Here is a 24,627-nt window from a genome sequence, read left to right on the forward strand (position 1 = left end):
CTTCCCCAGGTTCGTCCCCCGAACCTTCTAGAGTGGTGCAGTGACCATCGACAGCGCCCGTCCCTGGCTGGGCTCCTACGCCCCCGGCATCCCTCACGACATCGAGCCCGCGACCGGCTCCCTCATCGATCTGGTCCGCGACACCGCTCAGAAATACCCGAAGGCCGTGGCGCTCGAGTACTTCGGCGCGGAGACGACCTACGAAGACATGGTCGAAGAGATCCAGCGGGCCGCCGAAGGCCTCCGCCGCCTTGGGGTGAAGAAGGGCGACACCGTCGCGCTGATCCTGCCGAACTGCCCCCAGCACGTCGTCGCGTTCTACGCGATCCTGCGTCTCGGCGCCATCGTCGTCGAGCACAACCCGCTCTACACGCCGCGCGAGCTGCAGCACCAGTTCGAAGACCACGGCGCTCGCTTCGCCATCGCGTGGGACAAGACGGTAGCGACGCTGCAGAAGTTCCCGGCCGAGGTGCCCCTCGACGGCATTGTGTCGATCGACGTGACCAAGGCGATGCTCTTCTCGATGCGCGCCCAGCTCCGCCTGCCGATCAAGAAGGCCCGCGAGTCGCGCGAGCGCCTCACGACGAGCGTCTCGGGCACGACTCCGTGGGAGAAGATCGCGGCGTCCCCTCGCATCGACGCGAACCACCCGCGCCCCGAGACGGGCGATCTGGCTCTCATCCAGTACACCTCCGGCACCACGGGCAGCCCCAAGGGTGCGATGCTCACCCATGGCAACCTCCTGTCGAATGCCGCACAGTGCCAGGCCTGGATCCCGCAGATCCAGGAGGGCTCGAGCGTCGTCTACGCAGTGCTGCCGATGTTCCACGCGTACGGCCTCACGCTCTGCCTCACCTTTGCCATGCGGATGGGATCGCGCCTCGTGCTGTTCCCCGCGTTCGAGCCGTCGCTCGTGCTGAAGGCGATGAAGAAGCACCCGCCGACATTCCTGCCCGCCGTGCCTCCGATCTACCAGCGGCTGCAGCGGGCGGCCGACGATGCCGGCGTCTCGCTCAACGGCATCGAGATCGCCATCTCGGGCGCCATGCCGCTCTCGGCCTCCGTGGTCGAGCCCTGGGAGGAGCGCTCGCACGGGTGGCTCATCGAGGGCTACGGCCTCAGCGAGACCTCCCCCGTGCTGATGGCGAACCCGGTCGCCGACAGTCGCCGTGCCGGGACCGTCGGCATGCCCCTGCCGAGCACCGAGGCCCGCGCCGTCGACCCGGACGACCCGACGAAAGACGTCCCGCTCGGTGAGCGCGGCGAGCTCGTGGTGCGCGGACCGCAGGTCTTCAGCGGCTACTACAAGCGCCCCGATGAGACCGCCGAGGTCTTCACGGGCGACTGGTTCCGCACGGGCGACATCGTCACCATCTCGGACGACGGCTACTTCACCATCGTGGACCGCATCAAAGACCTCATCATCACCGGCGGCTTCAACGTGTCGCCGTCCGAGGTCGAAGACACGCTCAAGCAGTTCGCGGGGGTGGCCGATGTCGCGGTCGTGGGTCTCGGATCCTCGTCCAACGAGCAGGTGACCGCCGCGGTGGTCGTCGAGCCCGGCACGACCCTTGACGAGGCGGCACTGCGCGAGTTCGCGCGCGAGAACCTCGCCGCCTACAAGGTTCCGCGTCGCATCGTCGTTGTCGACAGCCTGCCCAAGTCGCTCATCGGCAAGGTCATCCGCCGCCACGTGAAAGAGCAGCTGCTCAAGAAGTAGGCCTTGCCTACCGAGGGCAGCGCCGGCCGCGCGTCAGCGCCCGGCGCGCCCCTCGGCGAGCCAGGCGAGACGCTGCAGCGCCTCGGTGTTGCGAATGTTGAGCGCTATCGCCATGAGTGGTTTCGGCACCACGAGGCCGGGGCCCTTCGAGGCGAACTCTTCCATGCGGACGACGCAGCCGTCGTTGTGCCGCTTGACGTCGATGATCACGACCGCTTCGCCGATCGGCCAGCCTCGCGCGACGAACTTCGCGTGCCGAGGGGCATCCCATTCCACCGACGAGGTCGTGTCGTCGATCACGACCGGCCAGGAGCCGAACGAGTGATGGATCTCGGATCCGGGGGCCGGCCAGGCATCCGACACGTCGCGGATCCGGGCGGAGCCCACGACCCAGCTCGCGAACAGCCAGCCGTCGGCGAGCACGTCGAAAACGGCTTCGGGTGTGGCGTGGATCAGGCGGTGGCGAACAGACATGGCGCCCCTTTCAGAGTCCGAGGTGAGGAAGCGAGCGTATGCCGAATTCGTGTCGCAGTGCACTTCGGGCCGCGTAGGCGCCACCGAGACCGTGCACGCTCGGCCCGGGCGGGGTCGACGACGACCCGAGGTAGACGCCCTTTTCCGGCGTGCGCCACGGGTCGACATCGATGATCGGCCGCGCGATGAGCTGCTTGACGCTCGGCGCCCCAGTGGCGATGTCGCCGCCGATGTAGTTCGGGTCGTAGTTCTCGAGGTCTTTGGCCGTCCGGGACACCGATGCGAGGATCGTGTCGCGGAACCCGGGCGCGTATTTCTCGATCTCGCGGGTGATGACCTCGGTCTGGTCGATGTCGCTGTCGCGCGGCACGTGCGTGTACGCCCAGAGCGCCGCCTTGCCTTCGGGGGCTCGGGTCGGGTCGATCACTCCCTGCTGAACGACCAAGACGAAAGGATCCGGCGCATGGCGCCCTTGGGCCACCGCTCTCTCGGCGGCCGCCACTTGCTCGCGGGTGCCGCCGAGATGCACGGTCGGCGATCGGCGCACGTCGGCGTTCAGCCACGGCACCGGCTCCGAGAGGGCGAAGTCGACCTTCGAGGCGGCGTTGCCGTACTGGAACTTGTTCAGCGCGCGCGAGTACCAGGAGGGGAAGCGGTCGCCGCCGATCGCGGCCATCGCCCGGGCGCTGACGTCGAAGACGACTGCCTTGGCGTGGGCGACCTCGTCGAGCGACGTCACCTCGACACCGGTCTCGATCTCACCCCCGTGCGCGATCACGTCGGCGGCGAGAGCGTCGATGATGCTCTGACTTCCGCCCCGAGGCAGAGGCCAACCGCGAGCGTGCGCGTGCACCGCGAGAGCGAGGCCCGCGGCGGAGGCCGCGAGGGTCGGCATCGGACGGATCGCGTGCGCCATCACGCCGGCGAGCATTGCCGGCGCCTCTTCGGTACGCCAGCGCTCGTACCACCACGGCATGCCCTGGTCGAGCATCGCGAGGCCGAAGAGGGCTGCGGTGGCGGGATGGCGGGGAAGCTGCAGCAGCGATGACAGCGAGAACTGCGCGAGCTGGTCGTCGCGGGCGACGAGGTCGCCGAGCAGACGCTCGTACGAGCGGCCGTCGGGGCCCAGGCCGGCCACCGTGTCGGCGAGACTCCGGTGCGCGATGCCCGCCCGGCCGTCAGCCAGCGGGTGCGCGTAGCTGATGTCGGGGGTGAGCATCGGGATCCTGCGGTCGAGTTCGAACCGCCGGAAGAATCCAGAGACCGCGCCCATGGGGTGCACGGCCGAGCAGATGTCGTGCAGGAACCCGGGGAGCGTCAACTCGGCCGTGCGCGCGCCGCCGCCGATCGTGTCGTTCCGTTCGAGCACCCTTACCTTCAGCCCGGCCCGCGCGAGCACGACGGCCGCTGCCAGTCCGTTGGGGCCGGCTCCGACGACGATGGCGTCGTCGGTCACTTGCGCGCCTTGACGCCCGCCACCAGCGCCGTGAGCCCCGCCGCAGCCGCGCCGATCGCGGCGGCGTAAGTCACCGTCCGGTGCTGGGTGTACCAGATCTGCGGGCTCGACTCTTTGGCCTTGTCGCTGAAGATGCCGCGTGAGCCGTGATCGCCGGCCACGGGCTCGTAGAGGTTCGTCGGCAGCATGGGCTCCGACTTCTCGGGGGCCTGCTGACCGGAATAGCCCGTCTTGGCGAGATAGACGTCGAGGAAGCTTGCGACGAACCGGTTGCCGAGCACCGTCATGACGGTCGGCTCGCCGATCCAGCTGCGGCGGCGAGGTCGTTCGGCGACGTCGGCGACGGCACGGGCGCAGGTCTCCGGCTGGAAGATCGTGGGAACGGGCTGCGGGTGGTCGGGCAGCTGCGACTTGACCCAGTTGAACTGGATGGTGTTCATCGCGGGCATGTCGACCTGCGAGATCTTCACGTGACTCTTGTTGTGGATCAGCTCGGTCGTGACCGACTCGGTGAAGCCCGTGATCGCGTGCTTGGAGGCGCAGTAGGCGGCCTGGAGCGGAATGCCGCGGTGCGCGAGTGCCGACCCGATCTGGATGACGTGGCCGCGGTCGCGGGGAACCATGCGCTTGAGAGCTGCGCGGGTGCCGTTGACGAAGCCGAAGTAGTTGACGTGCGTGGCCCGCTCGAAGTCGCCCGGGTCGGTGGTGAGGAACTCGCCGAAGACGCCCACCATCGCGTCGTTGACCCAGAGGTCGATCTCGCCGAGCTCGAGCTCGATCCGCTCGGCTGCGGCCTCGACGGCGTCGTTGTCGGCCACGTCGACGCTTATCGGCAGGGCTCGGCGGCCCGTGCTGCGAACGTCGGCGGCTGCCCCGTCGAGCCCGTCTTCGCCGCGCGCCAGGATCGCGACATCCCACCCGCGCTCGGCGAGTTCGCGGACGATGGCACGGCCCAAGCCGGCGGTTCCGCCGGTGACGACTGCGATCTTGTTCGACATGGATCTCCTCGGTGCTGTTGCGTCGGTCGGCTGACCGCGGGATGCTTCACGGTAGTCGTGCGACCCTGAGCCCGCGCGGGCTCCGTCGTCCGGTACCCTCGTTTCGCCGCACTCGTGTCATCCGGGACTCGTGCGGCGTCACCACCAAGGAGAACCATGGGATCACTGATCTACGGTTCGACCTCGATCGAAATCGAGTTCGAAGACCGCACGCTCGAACACCTGCAGATCGTGATCGCCACCAAGCTCCGTCGTCGCGAGTCGTTCTTCTTTTCATGGCGAGACCCGCAGAAGGTCGGCGACGGTCGGTCGAGCCTTTGGATGGATCCCGGCATCCCCCTCTACTTCAAGTACAACGGCGGGCGCGTGCCTTCGATCAGCCGGGCCTGGCTGGCCGAGCTGACCACGAGCGCGAACAGCTCGAGCGGCCTCGTGCTCTCGGACGAGCCGTCGCTCGACAACAGCGTCAAGTCGTAGGTCCGGCGCCTTTCGGGCGCGCCGCTCGGGGCTAGGCAGCCGTCCGCTGACGCCGCTTCGCCAGCGTGATCGCCAGAGCTCGCCATCCGAGAAGAAAGACACCGAGCACGATGGTGGCCACGATGACGAAGCTCACCGCGACGCCCTGACCCGACGAGTCGCGCAGTAGCATTCCGACGAACACGGTCGCGACCCAGATCACGACTCCCGAGTGCAGCGTCACGAACGGCCACCGGAATCCGACGATGCCGAGCCACCCGATCACCAGCCCGCACACGAACGGCCAGGCCGTCGTCAGCACTCCGACGAACGCGTCCGACTCCGCGTGACTGCGTCGACCGATCAGCACGAAGACCAGCACCAGCGCCAGGTCGATCACGAACGACCACCACGGGAACCGCCGAAAGACGGTCGACGATGGATTCACGATCCGATCGATGACGCCCATCAGCGCGACCTCGGGTTTTCGAGGGCCCGCGACAGTTCCGCGAGGAGCTCGTCGATCTGCGGTTCGACGAGGCGGTCGATTGCGTCGGAGATACGGGTGCGGTGTTCGACGAGAGCAAGGCAGACGGCGGTGCCGACCTGCCGGGCGTGGTCGTCGGCGAGTTCGAGTTCGGTGCGCAATGCGGCTTTGGCTTCTTCCGAGTAGCTGGCGGGGGCGTCGTCGAGCGACGAGGGGGCAGGATCCGAGGGCTCGGCACGAGCGGGCGGCACGACCCGGTCGGCTTCCGCGAGTTCGGCGAGGGTGAAGAGGTAGGGCTGTCCGGGCTCCGGCTCGGGATCGATCTCAAGCCCCTGGAACTCGAGGGCGAGCCCCTCGTCGGGCTTGTAGCCGGCGGGCTCCGGCTCGGCGGCCCGGCTCAGCTCGCGCGATACGAGTGGCAGGTTGCGCGCCGTGTACTCCTCGACCGCCTCGTCGATGATGACGCGCATGCGACTGAGCAGAGCGTGCTGCACGGTGTGCGGCACCTCGTGGTCGAACCCCGCCGCTGTCGCGACCGGCGAGCCGAGGCAGAGCCGGCACACTTTCGTCCGTGCCCGGGAGGTGCCGATCTCCCAGCGCGGCAGCCATCGAAGGAAGGCGTCGACGCCGTTGCGCACGCGCCCCTCGATCGAATCGGCCATGCGCACATCGTACGGCGAGGACCCCCGGATTCACCGCTACGCCGATCGCGTGCCCCCTCTGCCGATCGCGTCCCCCCTCTGCAAATTTGAAGGAGAAACCGGGCGGCGACCCCGTCGGATCCTGATGTCTTCGTCGGCTGCGCGACGTTTCTCCTTCAAATTCGGGCGGGCCACAGCTCGGGTGGGCAGCAGCTCGGGCGGGGCACAGCTCGGGCGGGCAACAGACCGAGCAGGCCTATCAGGCGCCGGCAGCAGCCGAGTTGACCATCCAGTCGACGCCGAACTTGTCTTTCAGCATGCCGAACCGATCTCCCCAGGGAGCCAGCTCGTAGGGCGCGACGATGGTGGCGCCCGCGGCGAGCCCTTCCCAGTACGCGGCGAGCGTCTCGGAATCGCCGTCGCCGCCGCCCGACAGCGAGACGCTGATCGCACTGCCCGACTCGCCGGGCATCGACGACGGGGCGTCCGCGGCCATCAGCGTCAGGCCGCTGTCGGTGACGAGTTGGCCGTGCATGAGCAGCTGCTCCTCACCGGGGAACTGCTCCGCCATGCCGCCCTCGGCGAAGGTCATCGTGGTGGGGGTGCCGCCGAGCACCGAGGCGTAGAAGTCGAGGGCCTCGCGAGCCTGACCGCGAAAACTCAGATACGGGTTGAGCGTGATAGTCATGGGACCCTCCCGGTCTCGATGTCACAGCCGTTGTGACGGCGCCAGTCTCCCGCTTGGAGGAGGTGCACCACAAGGTGCCCGTACGATTGGCAGATGCCGAAAACGAAGCGAAGGATCCGTCGGATCCTGCGCTTGGCCCCCGTCCTGGCCCTGCTCGTCGGTTGCGGCGTCGCTCTGCCCCTGCCCGCTACCGCGGCCACCTCGACCGCAAGCCCGGCGGACGGCCCCGAGTACGTCGCCCTCGGCGATTCGTATGCCGCGGGGTACGGCCTCGCTCAGCCGACGGGCCGTCCTGTTGCCGCGTGCGGTCAGTCCGCCCTCGACTACCCCCACCTCGTCGCGTCGTCGCTGGGCCTCGACCTCACCGATGTGTCGTGCGCGGGTGCGACCACCGCCGACATCGTGTCGATGCGTCAGCACGGCGCCGCTCCGCAGGCTGATGCCCTCGGCAGCCAGACGAAAGTGGTCACGGTGTCGATCGGCGGCAACGACGCCGGTCTCTTCTCGACGGCGTCGAAGTGCATCGCGGTCTCGGCCGACGGACCGGTTATCAGCTCGGGGGCGTCGTCGTGCCGGTCAGCACTCGTCACCGACGGCGTCGATTCGCTGGCCGCGGCGATCGACGGGCACGTCACCTCGGGGCTCCGATCGGCGTTCGCCACGATCGCGTCGCGGGCACCGCAGGCGAAGGTAATCGTGGTCGGCTACCCGGCCATCTTCCCGGACGCAGCCCACACTCCCCCTGCGGGATGCTTCCGCCCGGTCGTCTCGGCGTCGACCCTCACCGACGGGCTGCCCACGAACGGCTTCCCCTTCACCGCCACCGACGTGAAGTACCTCTCCGGTGTGCAGGATCACCTCGACGACGCCCTCCGCTCCGCTACGAAGGCCGCCGGCTTCACCTACGTGTCGACGCTCGCGGCGACCCGGGCGCACTCCGGCTGCGCGACCTCGGGGTCGTACATGCAGGGCATCACTCTGATCGCGTCGGCCGGGTTCAGCGACATCTCGCTGCAGCGCGGTGCCCTGCATCCGAATGCCGCCGGCGCTCGCTTCCTGGCTGCGCAAACGGGTGCCGCCGTCGAGGCTGCTCTCGCGCCCACCCCGTCCCCTTCGCCGACGTCGTCGCCCGCAGGGTCGGACGGCTTCACGATCGACCTCGGCTGGATCGTGTTCGGCGGGATCCTCGTGGTCTTCGCTGTGATCGTGCTGCTCGCCTGGCGGGGTATCACCCGCGCTCGCGCCGACCGACGCTAGCGAATTGCTGCTGGACATCCACCCGAGACGTCAAGATCGACCGGGCATCAGCGCCACAAGAGGTCAATTCTGAGGTCTCACGCGGCGGGCGCCGTGACGAAGTCGATCAGCTCTTCGACTCGGCCCAGAAAGGCCGGCTCGAGGTCGGCGAACGTCCGCACCTGCCCGAGGATCCGCTGCCACGCCCGAGCGATGTCGGCCTGCTCGTCGTGCGGCCACCCGAGCGCCTGGCAGATGCCGTGCTTCCACTCGATGGAGCGGGGAATCGTCGGCCACTCCGTCATGCCGAGCCGCCCCGGCTTGACCGACTGCCACACGTCGACGTACGGGTGCCCGACGACCAGCACCGAGTGCCCGAGCGGGCTGCGGCTGATCTGTTCGGCGATGCGGCTCTCTTTCGAGCCCTTCACCAGGTGATCGACGAGCACACCGACCTTGCGCGTGGGCGAGGGCTTGAACTCCTTGAGCACGTCGGCGAGGTGGTCGACGCCCTCGAGGTATTCGACAGCGACGCCCTCGATCCGCAGATCGTGCCCCCAGACCTTCTCGACGAGCTCAGCGTCGTGCCGCCCCTCGACGAAGATGCGGCTCGGCAAGGCCACGCGCGCTGTGGCGTCAGTCACCGCGAATGACCCGGAGGCCGACCGGAGACGCCCCTGAGGCGCCGCCCGGGGGTACTGCAGCCGCACGGGCTCGCCGTCGATCGCGAAGGCCGAGGTGAGCGGAAACGCACGGACGCGGTCTTTCCAGTCGACGAGCTCCACCGTCTGGGCTTCGACGCGCACGATGGCGCCGGTGAACCCTGATCGGGTCTCTTCGACGACGAGGTCGCGCACGGCGTCGACGACACGGGGCGGTTTGCGCCCCGCGTCTTTCCAGCCCTTCGCGAGGACGTCGTCGCCGTAGCGATCGAAGTCGGTCATGGCCCCTCCTCTAGCGGCGTCGCGCGGCCTTGGCCTCGGCCGGCTGGAATCCGTCGGCGAAGACCCACACCGCGAACACGAGCAGGCCGATGATGTACAGCGCCGAGACGACCACCGGCAGCCACGGCGATTCCAGCAGGCCGTTCTTCTGCGAGACGACCGCCACCATCACCTCGGCGGCGAGAAACCAGAACGTGATTCCGATGGCCCGCGACAGGTAGATGAAGTAGCGGTGCTTCATCTCACGCACCCGCTCGCGTCCTCCCGACTTCCAGTAGGCGGCGTGCGGCACGAGCATGTGCCGCGCCGGAGTCACCGCGAAAGCGAGAGACCCGAGGCTCCACGCCCCCAGCACGATGAGCCCGGCGATCGTGGCGGTGATCTCGAGATCGCTCCGTGACGCCGCCAGCCCCTGCTTGCCCGCCGAGGCCCAGATGAGGATCGAGTGGGCGGGCAGCACCCGCGAGGCCACGATGACAGCGACCACGAGTGCCACCAGGCCGATCAGGCCCGGACGCAGCGGCGTGAGCCACCAGGCCGTGCCCTTCGAAGCGGGGGAAGACACTGTGCCGGACAGCTCAGGCCTGCGCTCTCTCGAGCACGAGCTCGCGAACTCGGGCCGCGTCGGCCTGGCCCTTCATCGCCTTCATGACCGCGCCGATCACCGCGCCAGCCGCCTGCACCTTGCCGTCGCGGATCTTGGCCAGCACGTCGGGCTGGGCAGCCAGCGCGTCGTCGATCGCCGCGATCAGCGCACCGTCGTCGGAGACCACCTTGAGCCCGCGCTTCTCGACGACCTCGGACGGCGAGCCCTCGCCGGCGATGACCCCTTCGAGCACCTGGCGCGCGAGGCGGTCGGTGAGCTCGCCGGAGTCGATGAGCGTGATGAGCTCGGCGACCTGCTGCGGGGTGACCAGCGAGGAGGCCTCGACCTCGGGGCCGGCGGCGTTGGCAAGGCGCGCGATCTCGCCGGTCCACCATTTGCGAGCGGCCTGGGGCGAGGATCCTGCGCTGACCGTCTCGACGATCTCACCGAGCAGACCGGCATTCTTGACGTCCTGGAACTCCAGGTCGGTGAAGCCCCACTCGGCCTTCAGTCGCGTCCGCATCACGGCCGGCGACTCGGGCAGCGCCGCGCGCAGCTCGTCGATCAGCTCGAGCGACGGCTCGACCGGGAGCAGGTCGGGCTCGGGGAAGTAGCGGTAGTCGTCGGCGTCGCTCTTGGGGCGCCCGGCGGAGGTGCGCCCGGTGTCTTCGTGCCAGTGGCGCGTCTCCTGCGTGATCGAGCCGCCGGCGGCGAGGATCGCGGCCTGACGCTGGATCTCGTAGCGGATCGCGCGCTCGACAGCGCGGAACGAGTTGACGTTCTTCGTCTCGGTGCGGGTGCCGAGCTTCTCCTGGCCGCGGGGGCGCAGTGAGATGTTGGCGTCGCAGCGCAGGTTGCCGCGCTCCATCTTCGCCTCCGAGATGCCGAGACCTCGGACGATGTCGCGGATGGTCTCGACGTAGGCGGCACCGAGCTCGGGAGCGAGGTGCTCCGCGCCGATGATCGGGTGCGTGACGATCTCGACGAGCGGCACGCCAGCGCGGTTGTAGTCGACGAGGGAGTACTCGGCGCCCTGGATCCGGCCGGTCGACCCGCCGACGTGAGTCAGCTTGCCGGCGTCTTCTTCCATGTGCGCACGCTCGACGGGCACCGTGAACAGCGTGCCGTCGGGCATCTCGACCTCGACCGAGCCCTCGAACGCGATCGGCTCGTCGGACTGGCTGATCTGGTAGTTCTTGGCGAGGTCGGGGTAGAAATAGTTCTTCCGCGCGAAGCGCGACGTCGGAGCGATCGAGCAGCCGAGCGCGAGGCCCAGGCTGATCGCGTACTTCACGGCCTGGCCGTTGACGACGGGCAGCGACCCCGGTAGGCCGAGGTCGACCGGCGTGATGTTCGTGTTGGGCTCTCCGCCGAACTCGTTCGGGGCGTCGGAGAACATCTTGGTCTTAGTCGACAGCTCGACGTGCACCTCGAAGCCCACGACGGGCTCGAACATCTCGAGAGCCTTGTCGTAGTCCATCAGTTCTGGGCGGGCGGCCATCAGACGACTCCCTCGGTTGCGGCGGACTGTTCGGAGGCGCTGAGGCTCGGCGCCTTCGAGATGAGTGTGTGACCCCACGACTGCTCGAAGAGCTGCTCGAGCGCGGCGCCGTACGTGTAGAGGCGCGCGTCTTCGCGGGCCGGAGCCATGAGCTGGATGCCGGTCGGCAGGCCGTCTTCGTCGGCGAGGCCCATGGGGATCGACATGCCGGGGATTCCGGCGAGGTTCGCCGGGATCGTCGTCAGGTCGTTGAGGTACATCGCCAGCGGGTCGTCGATCTTCTCGCCGATGGGGAACGCCGTGGTCGGCGCCGAGGGCGAGAGGAGGATGTCGACCTCGTCGAACATACGGGCGAAGTCGCGCTGCACGAGCGTGCGCACCTTTTGCGCGCTGCCGTAGTAGGCGTCGTAGTAGCCCGCGCTGAGCGCGTAGGTGCCGAGGATGATCCGGCGCTTGACCTCGGGGCCGAAGCCCTGCTCGCGAGTCGCCGACATGACCTGCTCGACCGTGCCGCCGCCCTCGGGGTTGACCCGGAGGCCGAAGCGGACCGAGTCGAACTTGGCGAGGTTCGACGACGCCTCGGCGGGCAGGATCAGGTAGTAGGCACTGATCGCGTACTCGAAGCTGGGGGCCGAGACCTCGACGATCTCGGCACCGGCACTGGTCAGCAAGGCGACGGCGTCGGCGAAGCGGGCCTTGACTCCCTGCTGGAAGCCGTCGCCGTTCAGCTCTTTCACGATGCCGATCTTGACGCCCTGCAGCGATCCGGGAGCGAGGCCGGCGGTGGCCGCATCGGCGAACGACGGCCATTCGTCGCGCAGCGAAGTCGAGTCGCGCTTGTCGTGCCCCTTGATGACGTCGTGAAGCAGCGCTGAGTCGAGCACGGTGCGGCTGACGGGCCCGACCTGATCGAGTGACGATGCGAGCGCGATGGCTCCGTATCGGCTCACCGAGCCGTAGGTGGGCTTCACGCCGACCGTGCCCGTGACGGCGCCGGGCTGACGGATCGATCCGCCGGTGTCGCTGCCGAGGGCGAGCGGCGCCTCGAACGCGGCGACAGCCGCGGCCGAGCCTCCACCGGAGCCTCCGGGGATCCGGTCGAGGTTCCACGGGTTGTGGGTCGGGCCATAGGCCGAGAACTCGGTCGACGAGCCCATCGCGAACTCGTCCATGTTGGTCTTGCCGAGCGGCACGAGGTCGGCGGCGCGAAGCTTCGCGACGACGGTCGCGTCGTACGGCGGCACCCAGCCCTCGAGGATCTTCGAGCCGGAAGTCGAGGGCATGTCGGAGGTGCACAGCACGTCTTTGATGGCGATCGGCACACCCGCGAGCGGGCCGAGCTTCTCTCCGGCACTGCGCTTCGCGTCGATCGCGGCCGCCGTCTGAAGGGCCGCCTCGCTCACGTGGAGGAACGCGTGCACGTCTTTGTCGACGCTCGCGATCCGGTCGAGGTGGGCTTTCGTCGCCTCGACGCTCGAGACCTCGCCCGAAGCGAGCTTCGAAGCCAGGTCGGCTGCCGACAGGCGAATAAGGTCGTCGCTCACTGCTCTTCTCCCAGGATCGCGCTCACCTTGAAGCGGCTTCCGTCGTGCTCGGGCGCACCCGCGAGTGCCTGCTCCTGCGTCAGCGTCTCGCCGACCACGTCGTCGCGGAACACGTTCGACAGCGGGATCGGGTGGCTCGTCGCGGGAACGTCTTGCCCGGCGACCTCCTGCACCTTCGCGATGCTGTCGACAATGTGCCCCAGCTCTCCGGTGAGTTTCTCGATCTCGTCGGGCGTGAGGGCGATGCGGGCGAGACCTGCCAGGTGCTCCACCTGCTCGCGGGTGATTTCAGACATGGCCCCAAGTCTATTCGGGCCCCGCCGAGGATCCGGCACGGCGCTGCCCTCCCCCGCGCTCGGAGGCGAGTCAGCGTTACGCACCCACCGACTCCCGGTTGATGTCTTGGGGCCGTACCAGCCCGAGCGACGGGCTATTCGTGAGCTCGGGCGCGCCCGGGTCGGGCCGTCGGCCGTCGGCGAGGTCGCCGCGACCGATCCCGATGAGCGCGAGGCTGCGCATCGAGTGGCTACCGGCCGTGAAGTACTCGTTGTGCGAGACGACGGCCGTGACTCGCTGCTCGGTATACGGATCGACCATCGCCCCGAGATTGAGCTCCTTCGCCCCGAACGCCATCGATCCGGGATCGGCCCCGAACACCGCACTGCCCGCCACGGGGTCGAGGGCCGCCGCCGCGACGAAGACGTGACCGGCCGTGACGTCGAGCTTCGACGCCGTTGCGACCACGCTTCCGGGCGACCCCATGGCCACGAAGTCGTCGACCCGGATGCGACCGGACGACAGGGCGATGGTCGAGGTCGTCGATCCGTAGGAGTGCGCGATGAGGGTGACCCGCGGCATGTCCGTTCGGCGATCGGCGTCGAGCCCCTGGATGGCGTCTTCGAGTTGCCGTGCGCCCGTCGTGGCGAGACCGATTCCGAGCACGTTCGTCAGGCCCGGCGTCTTGTAGCCCATCCACGCGACCACCGCCGAGGTGGCGACGTGGTGCGAGACCGACGTCGAGAGGGTGTTCGACCAGAACGTCTGCGAGCTCTGCAGATCAGCGGCGGCCCCGGTGAGGCTCACCATCTGCGTCGTCACCGTGTAGAGCATGCCCGGCACGATCACGCTGACGTTGGCCGCGCGGTCGACATCGCCGACCGCCACGGCGGCCCGACCCGGAAACACGGTGTCGAGTGAGAGCAGACTCCGGTCGGCACCCGCTGCCAGTGCCGCCTGCACCTGGTCGAGCATGGCCACTCGTGGGGCCTCCGCCGACCCGCCGACGGCCTCGTGCGACTGCGCGGCCCGGCCGCTCAGGCGCTGGAGCGTGCTCTCCAGGGTGAGTCGGTTGGCCTCGTCGCGGATCTTGTAGGGGATGCCCTCGAGGTTGCCGACGATCGACGGCAGAGCCGTGGCGAGGGCGGTGCGGCGCTCGAGCCCCAGAGATTGCCACCATGACCTCGTGGCTGTGGCGGATCCTTGGCGCCCGATGGCCGTCGCGAAGGCAACGTCTTCGCCGGTGTCGGAGTCGAGTGAACGGCCGAACCTCTCGAGCGTGGCGACGGGAGCGGTGCCGAGGCCGTCGAGACACGCGGCAGCGTCGGTGACCTCGCCCCGGCAGGCGGTCAGATCGCCGGCCGCGACGGCGGGCGCGAGCGAGACGGCCGAGCGGATCTCTCGACCGGGTGCGATGCGGCTGTCGACCAGGGAGACAGGCGTCGCCGTGGCCGACACGTGGTGGCTCGGCGCCGACACCTGCTGGGCGGTCGCGTCGCTCATGGGCACGGCTGTAGGCCCGGCCACACCAAGCACGTGGACCGAGGAAATCAGGATGGCTGCGGCAAAGAACAGCACGTCGGGGTTCCTCTACTAGCCCACCCGAATCTTGTACCCCTACAGACGAGATCGATGAGCTAGCACACAGCTTAGGAGCGCGACGCCTCCTGTGACCAGTACTGGGGTGGAATCACTCGGTATCGTCACCCGAACTGGGGATACCCTCATCCCCCTCACTGGGGTCGTCAAGCCCCGTCGGGCCCGTCGTGACAAGGATCGCGAATTCGGCGGCGTCGATGATGCGTACCCCGAGGGTTTCAGCCTTCGTGAGCTTCGAACCGGCGCCCGGCCCGGCCGCGACGAAGTCGGTCTTCTTGCTGACACTGTTTCCGGCTTTGCCCCCGGCAGCCAAGATGGCCTCCTGGGCGCCCTCGCGCGAGAACCCCTCGAGCGATCCCGTGGCCACGACCGTGAGACCCGCGAGGACTCCCCCGGCTGACACGGCAGCCCCGGGCCCGGGGTGGCCGGGGGTCGTGAACTGTACGCCCGCGGCGGTCCACCGGTCGATGATCTCGACGTGCCAGTCGACCTCGAACCAGGCGAGGAGGGCGTCGGCGATGATGCCGCCCACTCCGTCGACCGCCGCGAGTTCGTCGCGGGAGGCAGCGCGGATCGCGTCGAGCGACCCGAAGTAGTCGGCGAGCGCGCGCGCGGCGACCGGCCCCACGTGGCGAATGCTAAGACCGACCAGGATCCGCCACAACGGGCTCATCTTCGCCTTTTCGAGGTTTTCGAGCAGCACCTCCGCCCGCTTCGAAGGCGTCGGTGAACCGTCTTCTTGCAGTTTTGCCACCCGGAACGGCGACATGACCTTCGGCTTGTCGCCGTCGAGCTTCTCCATGCCGGTCTCGGAGTCGCGCACGATCACGCGAATCGGCAGGATGTCGTCGATCGTCAGTTCGAAGAGGCCCGCCTCGGTGCGGAGCGGGGGCTCTTTCGGTTCGAGTGGCTGGGTCAGCGCAGCCGCCGCCACCTCGCCGAGGCCCTCGATGTCGAGTGAACCGCGCGAGGCGATGTGCTCGACCCGACCGCGCACCTGCGCTGGGCAGCTCTTGCTGTTGGGGCAGCGGAGGTCGATGTCGCCCTCTTTGGCCGGCGCCAGCTTCGTGCCGCACTCGGGGCAGTGCTCGGGCATGACGAACTCGCGTTCAGTGCCGTCGCGGAGCTCGACCACCGGGCCGAGGACCTCGGGGATCACGTCGCCGGCTTTGCGCAGCACGACGGTGTCGCCGATGAGCACGCCCTTCGCCTTGACGACCTGCTGATTGTGCAGCGTCGCCTGCCGCACCTCGGAGCCGGCGACCTCGACCTTCTGCATCACCGCAAACGGCGTCGCCCGACCGGTGCGCCCGACGCTGACGACGATGTCGAGGAGCTTCGTGTTGACCTCTTCGGGCGGGTATTTGAAGGCGGTCGCCCAGCGCGGGGCCCGCGATGTCGCGCCGAGCTCTTCGTGCAGGCCGAGGTCGTCGACCTTGATGACGATGCCGTCGATCTGGTGCTCGACCGATGCGCGCTGCTCACCGTACTTCGTGATGAACTTCTCGACCTCGGCGACGGTGTCGAAGACGCGGAAGTGAGTCGAGATGGGCAGGCCCCACGACCCCAGCAGGCCGTAGATCTCAGACTGGGCCGTCACATCGGTGGAGGCCTCGAGCTCACGGACCGGCCAGGCGCCGATGCCGTGGACGAGCATGCGGAGCCCCTTGAGCCGCTTCACCATGAGCGCCTTCTTCTCGGGGCTCTTGCCCTCCTCCTTCTGCCGGAGGGAGCCCGCGGCAGCATTCCGCGGGTTGGCGAACAGACGCTCTCCTGCGGCGAGCTGCGCGGCATTCAGCGCATCGAACTCGGCGACGGGAAAGAAGATCTCGCCGCGGACCTCGACGAGCGGAGGATGCCCCGTGCCCGACAGGCGCTCGGGGATCGTGCCCATCGTCAGCACGTTGCCGGTGACGTCTTCGCCGACCACACCGTCGCCCCGGGTCGCCGCCGTGACGAGCACGCCGTTCTCGTAGCGGAGGTTGATCGCGAGACCGTCGATCTTGAGCTCGGAGAGAAACCGCACGCGCTCCGCCCCGGCGTCGCGCTCGACCTTGCCGGCCCACTCGGCGAGCTCGTCGAAGTCGAAGACGTTGTCGAGGCTGAGCATGCGCTCGGCGTGCTCGACGGGGGCGAACTGCGTGGTCTCGGCCCGGCCGCCCACGGTCTGGGTCGGGCTGTCGGGCGACTGCAGCTCGGGGTGCTCGCGCTCGATCTCGTCGAGGCGGTGCACCATCTTGTCGTAGTCGGCGTCGGACACCGTCGAGGCGTTGCCCTCGTAGTACTGGTCGCGCAGTTCGAGGATCCGGGTCGTCAGAGACTGGGCCTCATCGCGGGCCGCCTCGAGGTCTGTCGTCGGGGTGGCCTCGGCCATGCGGTACTCCTAGAAAGAGGGAACGGGAACCGGCACGGCGCTGACCGTGCGGTCGATCGTGCACTGACCGAGCACACGGGTGCCGACGTACACGACGGCCGTCTGGCCGGGAGCCACTCCGTTGAGGGGCTCGTCGGGTGTGACGACAAGTTCAGTTCTACCCTCGACCGCCGACACTCGGGCGACCGCGGGAACGGGATCGGCATGGGCGCGAATCTGCACGTCGCAGGCGAAGGGCTCCGTGGGATCCTCGGGAGCTTTTCCGGCCCAGGAGAACTTCGAGCCCGCGATCTCTCGGATGTCGAGGGCCTCTTTCGGGCCGACCACGACGGCGTTGTCTTTCGGGCGCACCTCGAGCACGAAGCGGGGCTTGCCGTCGTCCGACGGATAGCCGATGTTGAGACCCTTCCGCTGGCCGACGGTGAAGGCGTGCGCACCCTCGTGCTGACCGATCACAGCGCCCGTGCGGTCGAGGATCTCGCCCTGCTCTGCGCCGACCCGGTCGGCCAACCAGCCGCGGGTGTCGCCATCGGGGATGAAGCAGATGTCGTGGCTGTCGGGCTTCTGCGCGACCGTGAAGCCCCGGGCCGCCGCCTCGGCACGAACCTCGGCCTTGGAGGGCGTGGCGCCCAGCGGGAACATCGAGTGGTCGATCTGCTCTTTGGTGAGCACGCCGAGCACGTACGACTGGTCTTTGGCCCAGGCACTCGCCCGGTGAAGCTCTTTGTTGCCGTCGGCGTCGATCTCGATCGAGGCGTAGTGACCGGTCGCGACGGCGTCGAAGCCGAGGGCCACCGCCTTCTCGAGCAGGGCGGCGAACTTGATCTTCTCGTTACAGCGCATGCACGGGTTCGGGGTACGGCCGGCGGTGTACTCGGCGACGAAGTCGTCGACCACGTCGAGCTTGAACCGCTCCGAGAAATCCCACACGTAGTAGGGGATGCCGATCATGTTCGCGGCCCGCTGGGCGTCCATCGAATCTTCGATCGTGCAGCAGCCACGGCTGCCGGTGCGCAGTGTTCCCGGCATCCGGCTCAACGCCAGGTGCACTCCCACCACGTCGTGCCCGGCGTCGACTGCCCGGGCTGCCGCTACGGCGGAGTCGACGCCGCCACTCATCGCTGCCAGAACCTTCATGCGAACCAGTCTACGTCTCGGGGCTCTTCCGTCTCGGGGCTCTGCCGTCTCGGGGCTCTGCCATCTCGGGTCTAGAGTCGTCTTCGATGACCAGCGCCGACGGATCCTTCTCGATGCGATCCGTCGCACTCTCCGCCTTCCTCCCCGCCGCCCTCTTCGCGATCGGCGAGGGCGCGATCATCCCGATCATCCCGGTGGCGAGCGACAACCTCGGTGCGACCCTGGCACTCTCGGCGTTCGTCGCCTCGCTGATCCTCGTCGGCGAGCTCTTCGGCGACATCCCGAGCGGCTGGCTCGTCTCTCGCATCGGCGAGCGCACCGCCATGATCGGCGCGGCCCTGGTCAGCGTCGTCGGCCTGCTCGTCTGCGTCTTCTCGCCGAACGTCGTCGTGCTCGCAATCGGCGTCTTCTTGATCGGACTCTCGACCGCGGTCTTCGCCCTAGCTCGCCACGCGTTCATGACCTCGTTCGTGCCGCCCGAGATCCGCGCCCGCGCACTGTCGAGCCTCGGCGGAGTCTTCCGTCTCGGCTACTTCGTCGGCCCCTTCCTTTCGGCCGGGCTCATCCATCTGACCGGCGCCGTGCAGTCCGCCTTCTGGATCCACATCGTCGCGTGCCTGGCAGCAGCCGGCGTTCTCCTGGTGATCAAGGATCCGGCAGCAGCGCTCGCAACGAGGTCGCTGCGCCACCCCGGCGCCGCTCCCACCACCGGCGAGGTCGAGGTCGGCACCGAGTCGAAGGGCCTGTTCCCCACCCTCTGGAAGCACCGCGGCGTGCTCGTGAAGCTCGGCAGCGGTGCGGCGCTGATCGGTGCCATGCGCGCCGGGCGCCAGGTGATCCTGCCCCTCTGGGCGGTCTCGATCGGCATCGGCTCGTCGCAGACGGCGCTCATCATCGGTATCGCCGGGGCGATCGACTTCGCCCTCTTCTATACGAGCGGCCAGATCATGGATCGCTGGGGGCGGATGTGGAGCGCGATGCCCTGCATGGTGGGGCTCGGTCTCTCGTACCTCGTGCTATCGGTCACGCATGCCCTCCCGAACAACGTGACGTGGTTCATCGGCGTCGCCATGTTCATGTCGGTCGCGAACGGCATCGGATCGGGAATCCTGATGACCCTCGGCGCCGACCTCGCCGACAAATCCGACCCGGCACCGTTCCTCGGTGCCTGGCGCTTCACGGGCGACTTCGGCAGCGCGGCCGCTCCCCTGCTGATCGCCGGGATCACGGCGCTCGTGTCGATCTCGCTCGCGTCCGGCGTCATGGGCGTGCTCGGGTTCGTCGGGGCCGGGATCCTGCTCCGCTATGTGCCGCGGTATTCGCCGCACCAGCCGCATCTGAAGCGCTGACGAGGCCCCCGGTGCCGCGCTGCCGGGTACACTCGTCTCGCCGCGGGAGTGGTGGAATTGGCAGACACGCAGGATTTAGGTTCCTGTGCTTTCGAGCGTGAGGGTTCAAGTCCCTTCTCCCGCACTGTAAGCAGAGCTCCCGCACGAGCGTTCGGGCGGCCCGGAATACCGGAGAGATCCTCGGGGGTTACCCCAGAGTCGCTGTCTTCCGTGTCCGATACGCTTGCCCCGATCACGAAGCGGGCGCACCGACCTCCTTCGGTTCGTACTTCCTGGAGTTCTCCCCATGCTGCCGCTCGCCGCGATCCCCTTCCTCGATCCCGAGGCCCTCATTCACGCGTTCGGGCCGTGGGCAGTGCTCGGCATCTGCGCCATCATCTTCGCCGAGACCGGCCTTCTGATCGGTTTCATCTTTCCCGGCGACACCCTGCTCATCCTCGCGGGCGTCCTCGCGGCGACCACACCGGGCGGCCTCGGCATGCCCATCGTCTTGATCGCGCTCTTCATCGCGGTCGCGGCGTTCCTCGGGGGCGAGCTCGGCTATCTGATCGGGCACAAGTTCGGGCCGCGCATCTTCGAGCGGAAAGACAGCGGTATCTTCTCGTCCGAGAACGTCAAGAAGACGAACGAGTTCTTCACCCGCTTCGGGTCGGGCGCCGTCATTCTCGCGCGGTTCGTGCCCGTGATCCGCACGTTCCTGCCCCTTGCCGCGGGCATCGCCCACATGCACTACCGCCGGTACTCGCTCTTCAACGCGATCGGAGCCATCGCCTGGGGCTTCGGCATCACGATGATCGGCTTCGGCATCGGCCACATCCCGCCGGTGGCGCGGTTCGTCGAGAACTACATCGACCTGATCCTGCTGGGCGCCGTCGCGGCGACCGTCGTTCCGATCGTGATCAAGGTGATGAGCTCGTCGCGCAAGGCGAAGAAGCTCGAAGAGGCGCAGGCGTCCCCTCAGGCCTAGCCAGCCGCAGCCGCTCGGCAAGGCGACATGAAACGGCCAACCCGACGTGCCGCGGCCAGTCGGATTGGCCGTTCCACGTCGGATTGGCCTCGAAGTCGGAGCTGGGCCCTACGAGACCAGCGCGGCAACCCGCGGCGCGAGTGCCCGGAACGCCTGCGACCGGTGACTCGTCGCGTCTTTCTCGGCCGTGCTGAGCTCGGCTGCCGAGCGGCTCTCACCGGCGGGGCAGAAGATCGGGTCGTAGCCGAAGCCGCCGGATCCTGACGCCTTGTCGAGAACGTGCCCTGACCAGGTCGCGAGCTCCACGTATTCGTCGGATTCGACCGACTCGGCCGGGCCGTCGGGCCCGACGGAGGCGACCGACGGCGGTATGACGAGCGCCGCGGCGCACACGAACGAGGCGCTGCGATCGGCGCCGCCGAGGGCATCGAGATTGGTCAGCAGGAGGCGGAGGTTGTCGCCGTCGTCGCGAGTGCCGGCGTAGCGGGCGGAGTGGATGCCCGGGGCCCCGTCGAGGGCGTCGACGGCGATACCCGAGTCATCGGCGAGGGCCGGCAACCCGGTGTATTCGGCGGCGGCCCGCGCCTTGATGAGGGCATTGGCCTCGAAGGTGTCGCCGTCTTCGACCGGTTCTGGGCCGTCGTAGGTGAGGAGCTCGACTCCGTCGAGGGCATCGCCCAGGATCCGACGGAGCTCGGCTACTTTGTGGGCATTGTGCGTCGCCAGGACGACTTTCACGGTCGAGGGTGCCACGGTCACACCTCCAGGGTGCGCTTCTGGATCGCGCTGAGGTCGACGGCGCCCGCCAGCGCGAGGTCGAGCAGTGAGTTGAGCTCGTCGCGGTCGAAGGGGGCACCCTCGGCCGTTCCCTGCACCTCGATGAAGGTGCCCGAACCGGTGACGACGACGTTCATGTCGGTCTCGGCGCGCACGTCTTCGACGTAGGCGAGGTCGAGCATCGGTTCGCCGTCGATGATGCCGACGGAGACGGCCGAGACGCTGTCGGAGAGGGGCGAGGCCTTCTGGGCGATGAACTTGTTGTCTTTGCCCCACTGGATCGCCTGGGCCAGCGCGACGTAGGCGCCGGTGATGGCAGCCGTGCGGGTCCCGCCGTCGGCCTGGAGCACATCGCAGTCGAGCACGATCGTGTTCTCGCCGAGGGCCTTCATGTCGACGACGGCGCGGAGGCTGCGGCCGATGAGGCGGGATATCTCGTGCGTGCGCCCCCCGATCTTGCCCTTGACGCTCTCGCGGTCGTTGCGGGAGTTCGTGGCGCGCGGCAGCATGGCGTATTCGGCGGTGACCCAGCCCTTGCCCTTGCCGGCGAGCCAGCGCGGCACGCCGTTCGTGAACGACGCCGTGCAGAGCACGCGAGTGTTGCCGAAGCTGACGAGGGCGCTGCCCTCCGCCTGCGGGCTCCAGCCGAGCTCGATGGTGACCTCGCGGAGCTGGTCTGTCTGTCGGCCGTCGGCGCGTTCTGTCATGCGGAGTTCTCCTTGGTTCGGTTCGCCCGGAATCCCGGGGGAAGATCGATCGTTCCGGTCTCGAGGTGGCTCACCGTCGAGACCTCGGGGCCGAGGAAACGCTTGGCGAGTCGGATGAAGCCCGCCTGGTCGGCACCGGTGGCCTGGAAGTCGTAGAGGGGCGCAGCGCCATCGCGCCGGTCGAGGTCGTGGGCCACCAGCGTCGAGTAGACGTCGTTGGCGGTCTCTTCGGCGCTCGAGACCAGGGTCACATCGGGGCCCATGACGTACTGGATGGCTGCCGACATCAGCGGGTAGTGCGTGCAGCCGAGCACGAGGGTGTCGACGCGGGCGTCGCGGAGCGAGGCGAGGTACTCCTCGGCGACCGCGCGCAGCTCGGCGCTGGAGGTGTCTCCCGCCTCGACGAACTCGACGAATCGCGGGCAGGCCTGCGTGAAGAGAGCGAGGTCGGGGGCCGCCGCGAAAGCGTCTTCGTAGGCCCGCGAGTCGATTGTGCCGGAGGTGCCGATCACGCCGACTCTTCGGGTGCGCGTCTGCTTCATCGCGGCGCGCACGGCCGGCTGGATCACCTCGACGACGGGGATGCCGTGCGGGCCGGTGTAGCGCTCGCGAGCATCTCGGAGCACGGCCGCGGAGGCCGTGTTGCAGGCGATGACCAGCAGCTTGACGCCCTGGGCCACGAGGTCGTCCATGACGGCGAGCGCGTACTCGCGTACCTGGGCGATCGGCTTAGGGCCGTAGGGCATGTGCTCCGTGTCGCCGACGTAGCGGATCGACTCCCGCGGCAGCTGGTCGATGATCGCCCGGGAGACGGTCAGGCCGCCGACGCCCGAGTCGAAGACTCCGATGGGTGCGTCCGTCACGATGGTCGAGTCTACCGGTCGGGCCGCTACCGAATTGGAAGGAGATCCGCGCGCTCGAGCCCGCGCGATCGGCATGACTTCGTCGGCGTCCGCGGGTTTTTCCTTCGAATTTGCAAGAAGCCCGCGGCACGATGGCGGGGCCTAGGCTGGCTGCGTGACCAGTGCACTCCTGACCGACCGGTACGAACTCACCATGCTCGACGCGGGCCTCCGCGACGGCACCGCCCTTCGCGAGAGCGTGTTCGAGGTGTTCACCCGGCGCCTCCCGCCGGGCCGCCGCTACGGCGTCGTCGCCGGCACCGGCCGGTTCTTAGAAGAGCTCCGGCGCTTCCGCTTCGGCGAACCGGAGCTCGAGTGGCTGCGCGAGCAGAACGTCGTGGGCGCCCCCACGATCGACTGGCTCGCCGACTACCGGTTCACCGGCAACATCTGGGGCTACCGCGAGGGCGAACTCTTCTTCCCGAACTCGCCCCTGCTCATCATCGAGTCGACATTCGCCGAGGCGGTCCTCCTCGAGACGCTCGCGCTGAGCGTCTTCAACTACGATTCCGCCGTCGCCAGCGCTGCGGCGCGCATGGTCGCGGCGGCAGACGGGCGACCCCTCGCCGAGATGGGTTCGCGGCGCACCGGAGAGTGGAGCGCTGTCGCGGCGGCACGTGCCGCGTTCATCGCCGGCTTCGGAGCAACGAGCAACCTCGAGGCCGGTCGCACCTGGGGAGTCCCGACGATGGGCACGGCCGCCCACGCCTTCACGCTCCTCTACGACACCGAAGAGGCCGCCTTCACCGCGCAGGTCGACGCCCTCGGCCCGGCGACGACGCTTCTCGTCGATACCTACGACATCGAGGCTGCGGTCGAGACGGCCGTGCGGGTGGCCGGGCCGGAGCTCGGCTCCGTTCGCATCGACTCGGGCGACCTCCCCCAGCTCGTCGCGCAGGTGCGGCGCCAGCTCGACACGCTCGGTGCCACCGGCACGAACATCACCGTCACTAACGACCTCGACGAGTTCACGATCGCGGCGCTGCGGGCAGCCCCCGTCGACAGCTACGGTGTCGGCACCAGCGTCGTCACGGGCTCGGGCCACCCGGCCGCCTCCATGGTCTTCAAGCTGGTGGCGCACCGCGACGACTGCGGCGAGTGGGTATCGGTCGGCAAGAAATCCGCCGAGAAGGCCACCGTCGGCGGTCGCAAGTTCGCCGTCCGGGCCCGGCGCAAGGGAATCGCGTCCGAAGAGATCGTCCGGGTTGGCTCGACTGAAGTCGGCCCCTCCGAACGGACGCTGCTGGTGCCGCTAGTAACGGACGGCATGATCGACGAGCGCTGGACCGGCCCCGAGGGCGTCCTCCGTGCCCGAGCGCACCGCGAAGCCGCCGTGGGCGAGCTGCCGCAGGCGGCATTCAGCCTGGGTCGCGGCGAGCCAGTCATCCCAACCCGTTACGAGTGAGCGGGGCCGGACGGGCCGAGACCCCGGGCCCGTCAGCAGAGAGTCGAGCCGAGAAGGCCTCTACTCGGACTTCATCTTTTCGTAGATCGCCTTGCACGTCGGGCAGACCGGGAACTTCTCCGGGTCGCGACCCGGAGTCCACTTCTTGCCGCAGAGCGCCTTGACGGCCTTGCCCGACAGCGCCGACTCCATGATCTTGTTCTTCGGCACGTAGTGCGAGAAACGTTCGTGGTCGCCCGGCTCGATGGCCTCCTCGTTGAGGAGTTTCTCCAACTCGCGGTCGAGAACGTCTGTTCCGCCGCCGGTGATTTCGCTTCCGCTACCCGTGTCGCTCATGCCGACCATCGTACGCCGCCCGCCGCGTCCTCTGAAGGGCGACCCGAAGGATCCTGCGCCCCGGCAC

General features: G+C 68.5%; 24 protein-coding genes and 1 tRNA gene. 7 read left to right on the plus strand and 18 right to left on the minus strand.

Going from position 1 to position 24,627, the window contains the following annotated elements; genetic code table 11:
- Positions 1 to 40 precede the first annotated feature (40 nt).
- The gene (locus VH571_RS06650; RefSeq protein ID WP_123942723.1) at positions 41 to 1,720 is read left to right on the plus strand and encodes a long-chain-fatty-acid--CoA ligase; all 1,680 of its coding nucleotides are present in this window, start codon (positions 41 to 43) and stop codon (positions 1,718 to 1,720) included.
- Positions 1,721 to 1,753: 33 nt separating this feature from the next.
- Here the strand turns inward: VH571_RS06650 and VH571_RS06655 are convergent, their stop codons facing one another.
- The 3 genes from VH571_RS06655 to VH571_RS06665 are packed head-to-tail and all read right to left on the minus strand — an operon-like array spanning position 1,754 to position 4,648.
- Positions 1,754 to 2,194 carry an SRPBCC family protein gene (locus tag VH571_RS06655; RefSeq protein WP_423263843.1) on the minus strand — a complete coding sequence of 147 codons (441 nt, stop codon included), beginning with the start codon at positions 2,192 to 2,194 and terminating at the stop codon, positions 1,754 to 1,756.
- A 10-nt stretch (positions 2,195 to 2,204) separates the two neighbouring features.
- Positions 2,205 to 3,650, minus strand: a complete 1,446-nt coding sequence (locus VH571_RS06660) for a phytoene desaturase family protein (RefSeq protein ID WP_423263844.1) — start codon at positions 3,648 to 3,650, stop codon at positions 2,205 to 2,207.
- Complete coding sequence (locus tag VH571_RS06665) at positions 3,647 to 4,648, minus strand: SDR family oxidoreductase (protein WP_423263845.1); 1,002 nt, start codon at positions 4,646 to 4,648, stop codon at positions 3,647 to 3,649. Before VH571_RS06665 ends, VH571_RS06660 begins: the two co-directional genes overlap by 4 nt.
- A 156-nt stretch (positions 4,649 to 4,804) precedes the next feature.
- Between VH571_RS06665 and VH571_RS06670 the strand changes: the two genes are divergently transcribed.
- On the plus strand, positions 4,805 to 5,125 hold the full coding sequence (locus VH571_RS06670) for a hypothetical protein (protein ID WP_055962903.1): 321 nt from the start codon (positions 4,805 to 4,807) through the stop codon (positions 5,123 to 5,125).
- 31 nt (positions 5,126 to 5,156) lie between these two features.
- Here VH571_RS06670 and VH571_RS06675 read toward each other — a convergent pair whose 3' ends face one another.
- From VH571_RS06675 to VH571_RS06685, 3 genes are all read right to left on the minus strand, one after another.
- Positions 5,157 to 5,573, minus strand: coding sequence for a DUF3054 domain-containing protein (locus VH571_RS06675; protein WP_423263846.1), 417 nt, complete (start codon positions 5,571 to 5,573; stop codon positions 5,157 to 5,159).
- Positions 5,573 to 6,253: a spermidine/putrescine ABC transporter substrate-binding protein gene (locus tag VH571_RS06680; protein ID WP_423263847.1), complete on the minus strand. Its 681-nt coding sequence runs from the start codon at positions 6,251 to 6,253 to the stop codon at positions 5,573 to 5,575. Before VH571_RS06680 ends, VH571_RS06675 begins: the two co-directional genes overlap by 1 nt.
- 238 nt (positions 6,254 to 6,491) lie before the next feature.
- Positions 6,492 to 6,920, minus strand: coding sequence for a VOC family protein (locus VH571_RS06685; protein ID WP_423263848.1), 429 nt, complete (start codon positions 6,918 to 6,920; stop codon positions 6,492 to 6,494).
- A 93-nt stretch (positions 6,921 to 7,013) separates the two neighbouring features.
- Here VH571_RS06685 and VH571_RS06690 point away from each other — a divergent pair, with 93 nt between their 5' ends.
- On the plus strand, positions 7,014 to 8,177 hold the full coding sequence (locus tag VH571_RS06690) for an SGNH/GDSL hydrolase family protein (protein ID WP_423263850.1): 1,164 nt from the start codon (positions 7,014 to 7,016) through the stop codon (positions 8,175 to 8,177).
- 77 nt (positions 8,178 to 8,254) lie between these two features.
- Here the strand turns inward: VH571_RS06690 and VH571_RS06695 are convergent, their stop codons facing one another.
- The 8 genes from VH571_RS06695 to mnmA all read right to left on the minus strand — a co-directional run bounded on the left by VH571_RS06695 (position 8,255) and on the right by mnmA (position 18,117).
- On the minus strand, positions 8,255 to 9,100 hold the full coding sequence (locus VH571_RS06695) for a DUF3097 domain-containing protein (RefSeq protein WP_423263851.1): 846 nt from the start codon (positions 9,098 to 9,100) through the stop codon (positions 8,255 to 8,257).
- A gap of 10 nt (positions 9,101 to 9,110) precedes the next feature.
- A complete protein-coding gene (locus tag VH571_RS06700; protein WP_423263852.1) occupies positions 9,111 to 9,665 on the minus strand; it encodes a hypothetical protein in 555 nt (184 codons plus the stop codon).
- Between the two features lie 13 nt (positions 9,666 to 9,678).
- Positions 9,679 to 11,187 carry an Asp-tRNA(Asn)/Glu-tRNA(Gln) amidotransferase subunit GatB gene (gene gatB / locus VH571_RS06705; RefSeq protein ID WP_055962921.1) on the minus strand — a complete coding sequence of 503 codons (1,509 nt, stop codon included), beginning with the start codon at positions 11,185 to 11,187 and terminating at the stop codon, positions 9,679 to 9,681.
- Positions 11,187 to 12,731, minus strand: a complete 1,545-nt coding sequence (gatA, locus tag VH571_RS06710; protein WP_123942743.1) for an Asp-tRNA(Asn)/Glu-tRNA(Gln) amidotransferase subunit GatA — start codon at positions 12,729 to 12,731, stop codon at positions 11,187 to 11,189. The genes gatB and gatA overlap by 1 nt, the downstream gene beginning before the upstream one ends.
- On the minus strand, positions 12,728 to 13,027 hold the full coding sequence (gene gatC, locus VH571_RS06715) for an Asp-tRNA(Asn)/Glu-tRNA(Gln) amidotransferase subunit GatC (protein WP_055962927.1): 300 nt from the start codon (positions 13,025 to 13,027) through the stop codon (positions 12,728 to 12,730). The genes gatA and gatC overlap by 4 nt, the downstream gene beginning before the upstream one ends.
- A 76-nt stretch (positions 13,028 to 13,103) precedes the next feature.
- Positions 13,104 to 14,510 (minus strand): alpha/beta hydrolase, encoded by a 1,407-nt coding sequence (locus tag VH571_RS06720; RefSeq protein WP_423263853.1) that lies wholly within the window; start codon positions 14,508 to 14,510, stop codon positions 13,104 to 13,106.
- Positions 14,511 to 14,697: 187 nt separating this feature from the next.
- On the minus strand, positions 14,698 to 16,980 hold the full coding sequence (gene ligA / locus VH571_RS06725; RefSeq protein ID WP_423263854.1) for an NAD-dependent DNA ligase LigA: 2,283 nt from the start codon (positions 16,978 to 16,980) through the stop codon (positions 14,698 to 14,700).
- A 9-nt stretch (positions 16,981 to 16,989) separates the two neighbouring features.
- Entirely contained in the window at positions 16,990 to 18,117 is a 1,128-nt protein-coding gene (gene mnmA / locus VH571_RS06730; RefSeq protein ID WP_084816215.1) for a tRNA 2-thiouridine(34) synthase MnmA, read from the minus strand.
- An 86-nt stretch (positions 18,118 to 18,203) separates the two neighbouring features.
- Here mnmA and VH571_RS06735 point away from each other — a divergent pair, with 86 nt between their 5' ends.
- The 3 genes from VH571_RS06735 (at position 18,204) to VH571_RS06745 (ending at position 20,433) form a co-directional block, all read left to right on the plus strand.
- On the plus strand, positions 18,204 to 19,466 hold the full coding sequence (locus tag VH571_RS06735; RefSeq protein ID WP_423263855.1) for an MFS transporter: 1,263 nt from the start codon (positions 18,204 to 18,206) through the stop codon (positions 19,464 to 19,466).
- A 42-nt stretch (positions 19,467 to 19,508) separates the two neighbouring features.
- Positions 19,509 to 19,590 (plus strand) — tRNA-Leu (locus VH571_RS06740).
- A gap of 162 nt (positions 19,591 to 19,752) precedes the next feature.
- Positions 19,753 to 20,433 (plus strand): DedA family protein, encoded by a 681-nt coding sequence (locus VH571_RS06745; RefSeq protein WP_423263856.1) that lies wholly within the window; start codon positions 19,753 to 19,755, stop codon positions 20,431 to 20,433.
- Positions 20,434 to 20,541: 108 nt separating this feature from the next.
- On the opposite strand, the gene VH571_RS06750 is transcribed toward VH571_RS06745, so the two are convergent.
- Genes VH571_RS06750 through murI form a run of 3 tightly spaced genes read right to left on the minus strand, consistent with a single transcriptional unit; the run spans position 20,542 to position 22,780 of the window.
- Positions 20,542 to 21,186, minus strand: a complete 645-nt coding sequence (locus tag VH571_RS06750; RefSeq protein WP_423263857.1) for a non-canonical purine NTP pyrophosphatase — start codon at positions 21,184 to 21,186, stop codon at positions 20,542 to 20,544.
- A 2-nt stretch (positions 21,187 to 21,188) separates the two neighbouring features.
- Positions 21,189 to 21,917, minus strand: coding sequence for a ribonuclease PH (gene rph / locus VH571_RS06755; protein WP_423263858.1), 729 nt, complete (start codon positions 21,915 to 21,917; stop codon positions 21,189 to 21,191).
- The gene (gene murI, locus VH571_RS06760) at positions 21,914 to 22,780 is read right to left on the minus strand and encodes a glutamate racemase (RefSeq protein WP_423263859.1); all 867 of its coding nucleotides are present in this window, start codon (positions 22,778 to 22,780) and stop codon (positions 21,914 to 21,916) included. Before murI ends, rph begins: the two co-directional genes overlap by 4 nt.
- 193 nt (positions 22,781 to 22,973) lie before the next feature.
- Between murI and VH571_RS06765 the strand changes: the two genes are divergently transcribed.
- Entirely contained in the window at positions 22,974 to 24,224 is a 1,251-nt protein-coding gene (locus VH571_RS06765) for a nicotinate phosphoribosyltransferase (RefSeq protein ID WP_423264018.1), read from the plus strand.
- 60 nt (positions 24,225 to 24,284) lie between these two features.
- On the opposite strand, the gene VH571_RS06770 is transcribed toward VH571_RS06765, so the two are convergent.
- On the minus strand, positions 24,285 to 24,560 hold the full coding sequence (locus VH571_RS06770) for a DUF3039 domain-containing protein (RefSeq protein ID WP_123942759.1): 276 nt from the start codon (positions 24,558 to 24,560) through the stop codon (positions 24,285 to 24,287).
- Between the last annotated feature and the right edge of the window lie 67 nt (positions 24,561 to 24,627).

The organism is Frondihabitans sp. 4ASC-45 (assembly GCF_049472575.1).
In the GTDB taxonomy this organism is placed as follows: Bacteria; Actinomycetota; Actinomycetes; order Actinomycetales; family Microbacteriaceae; genus Frondihabitans.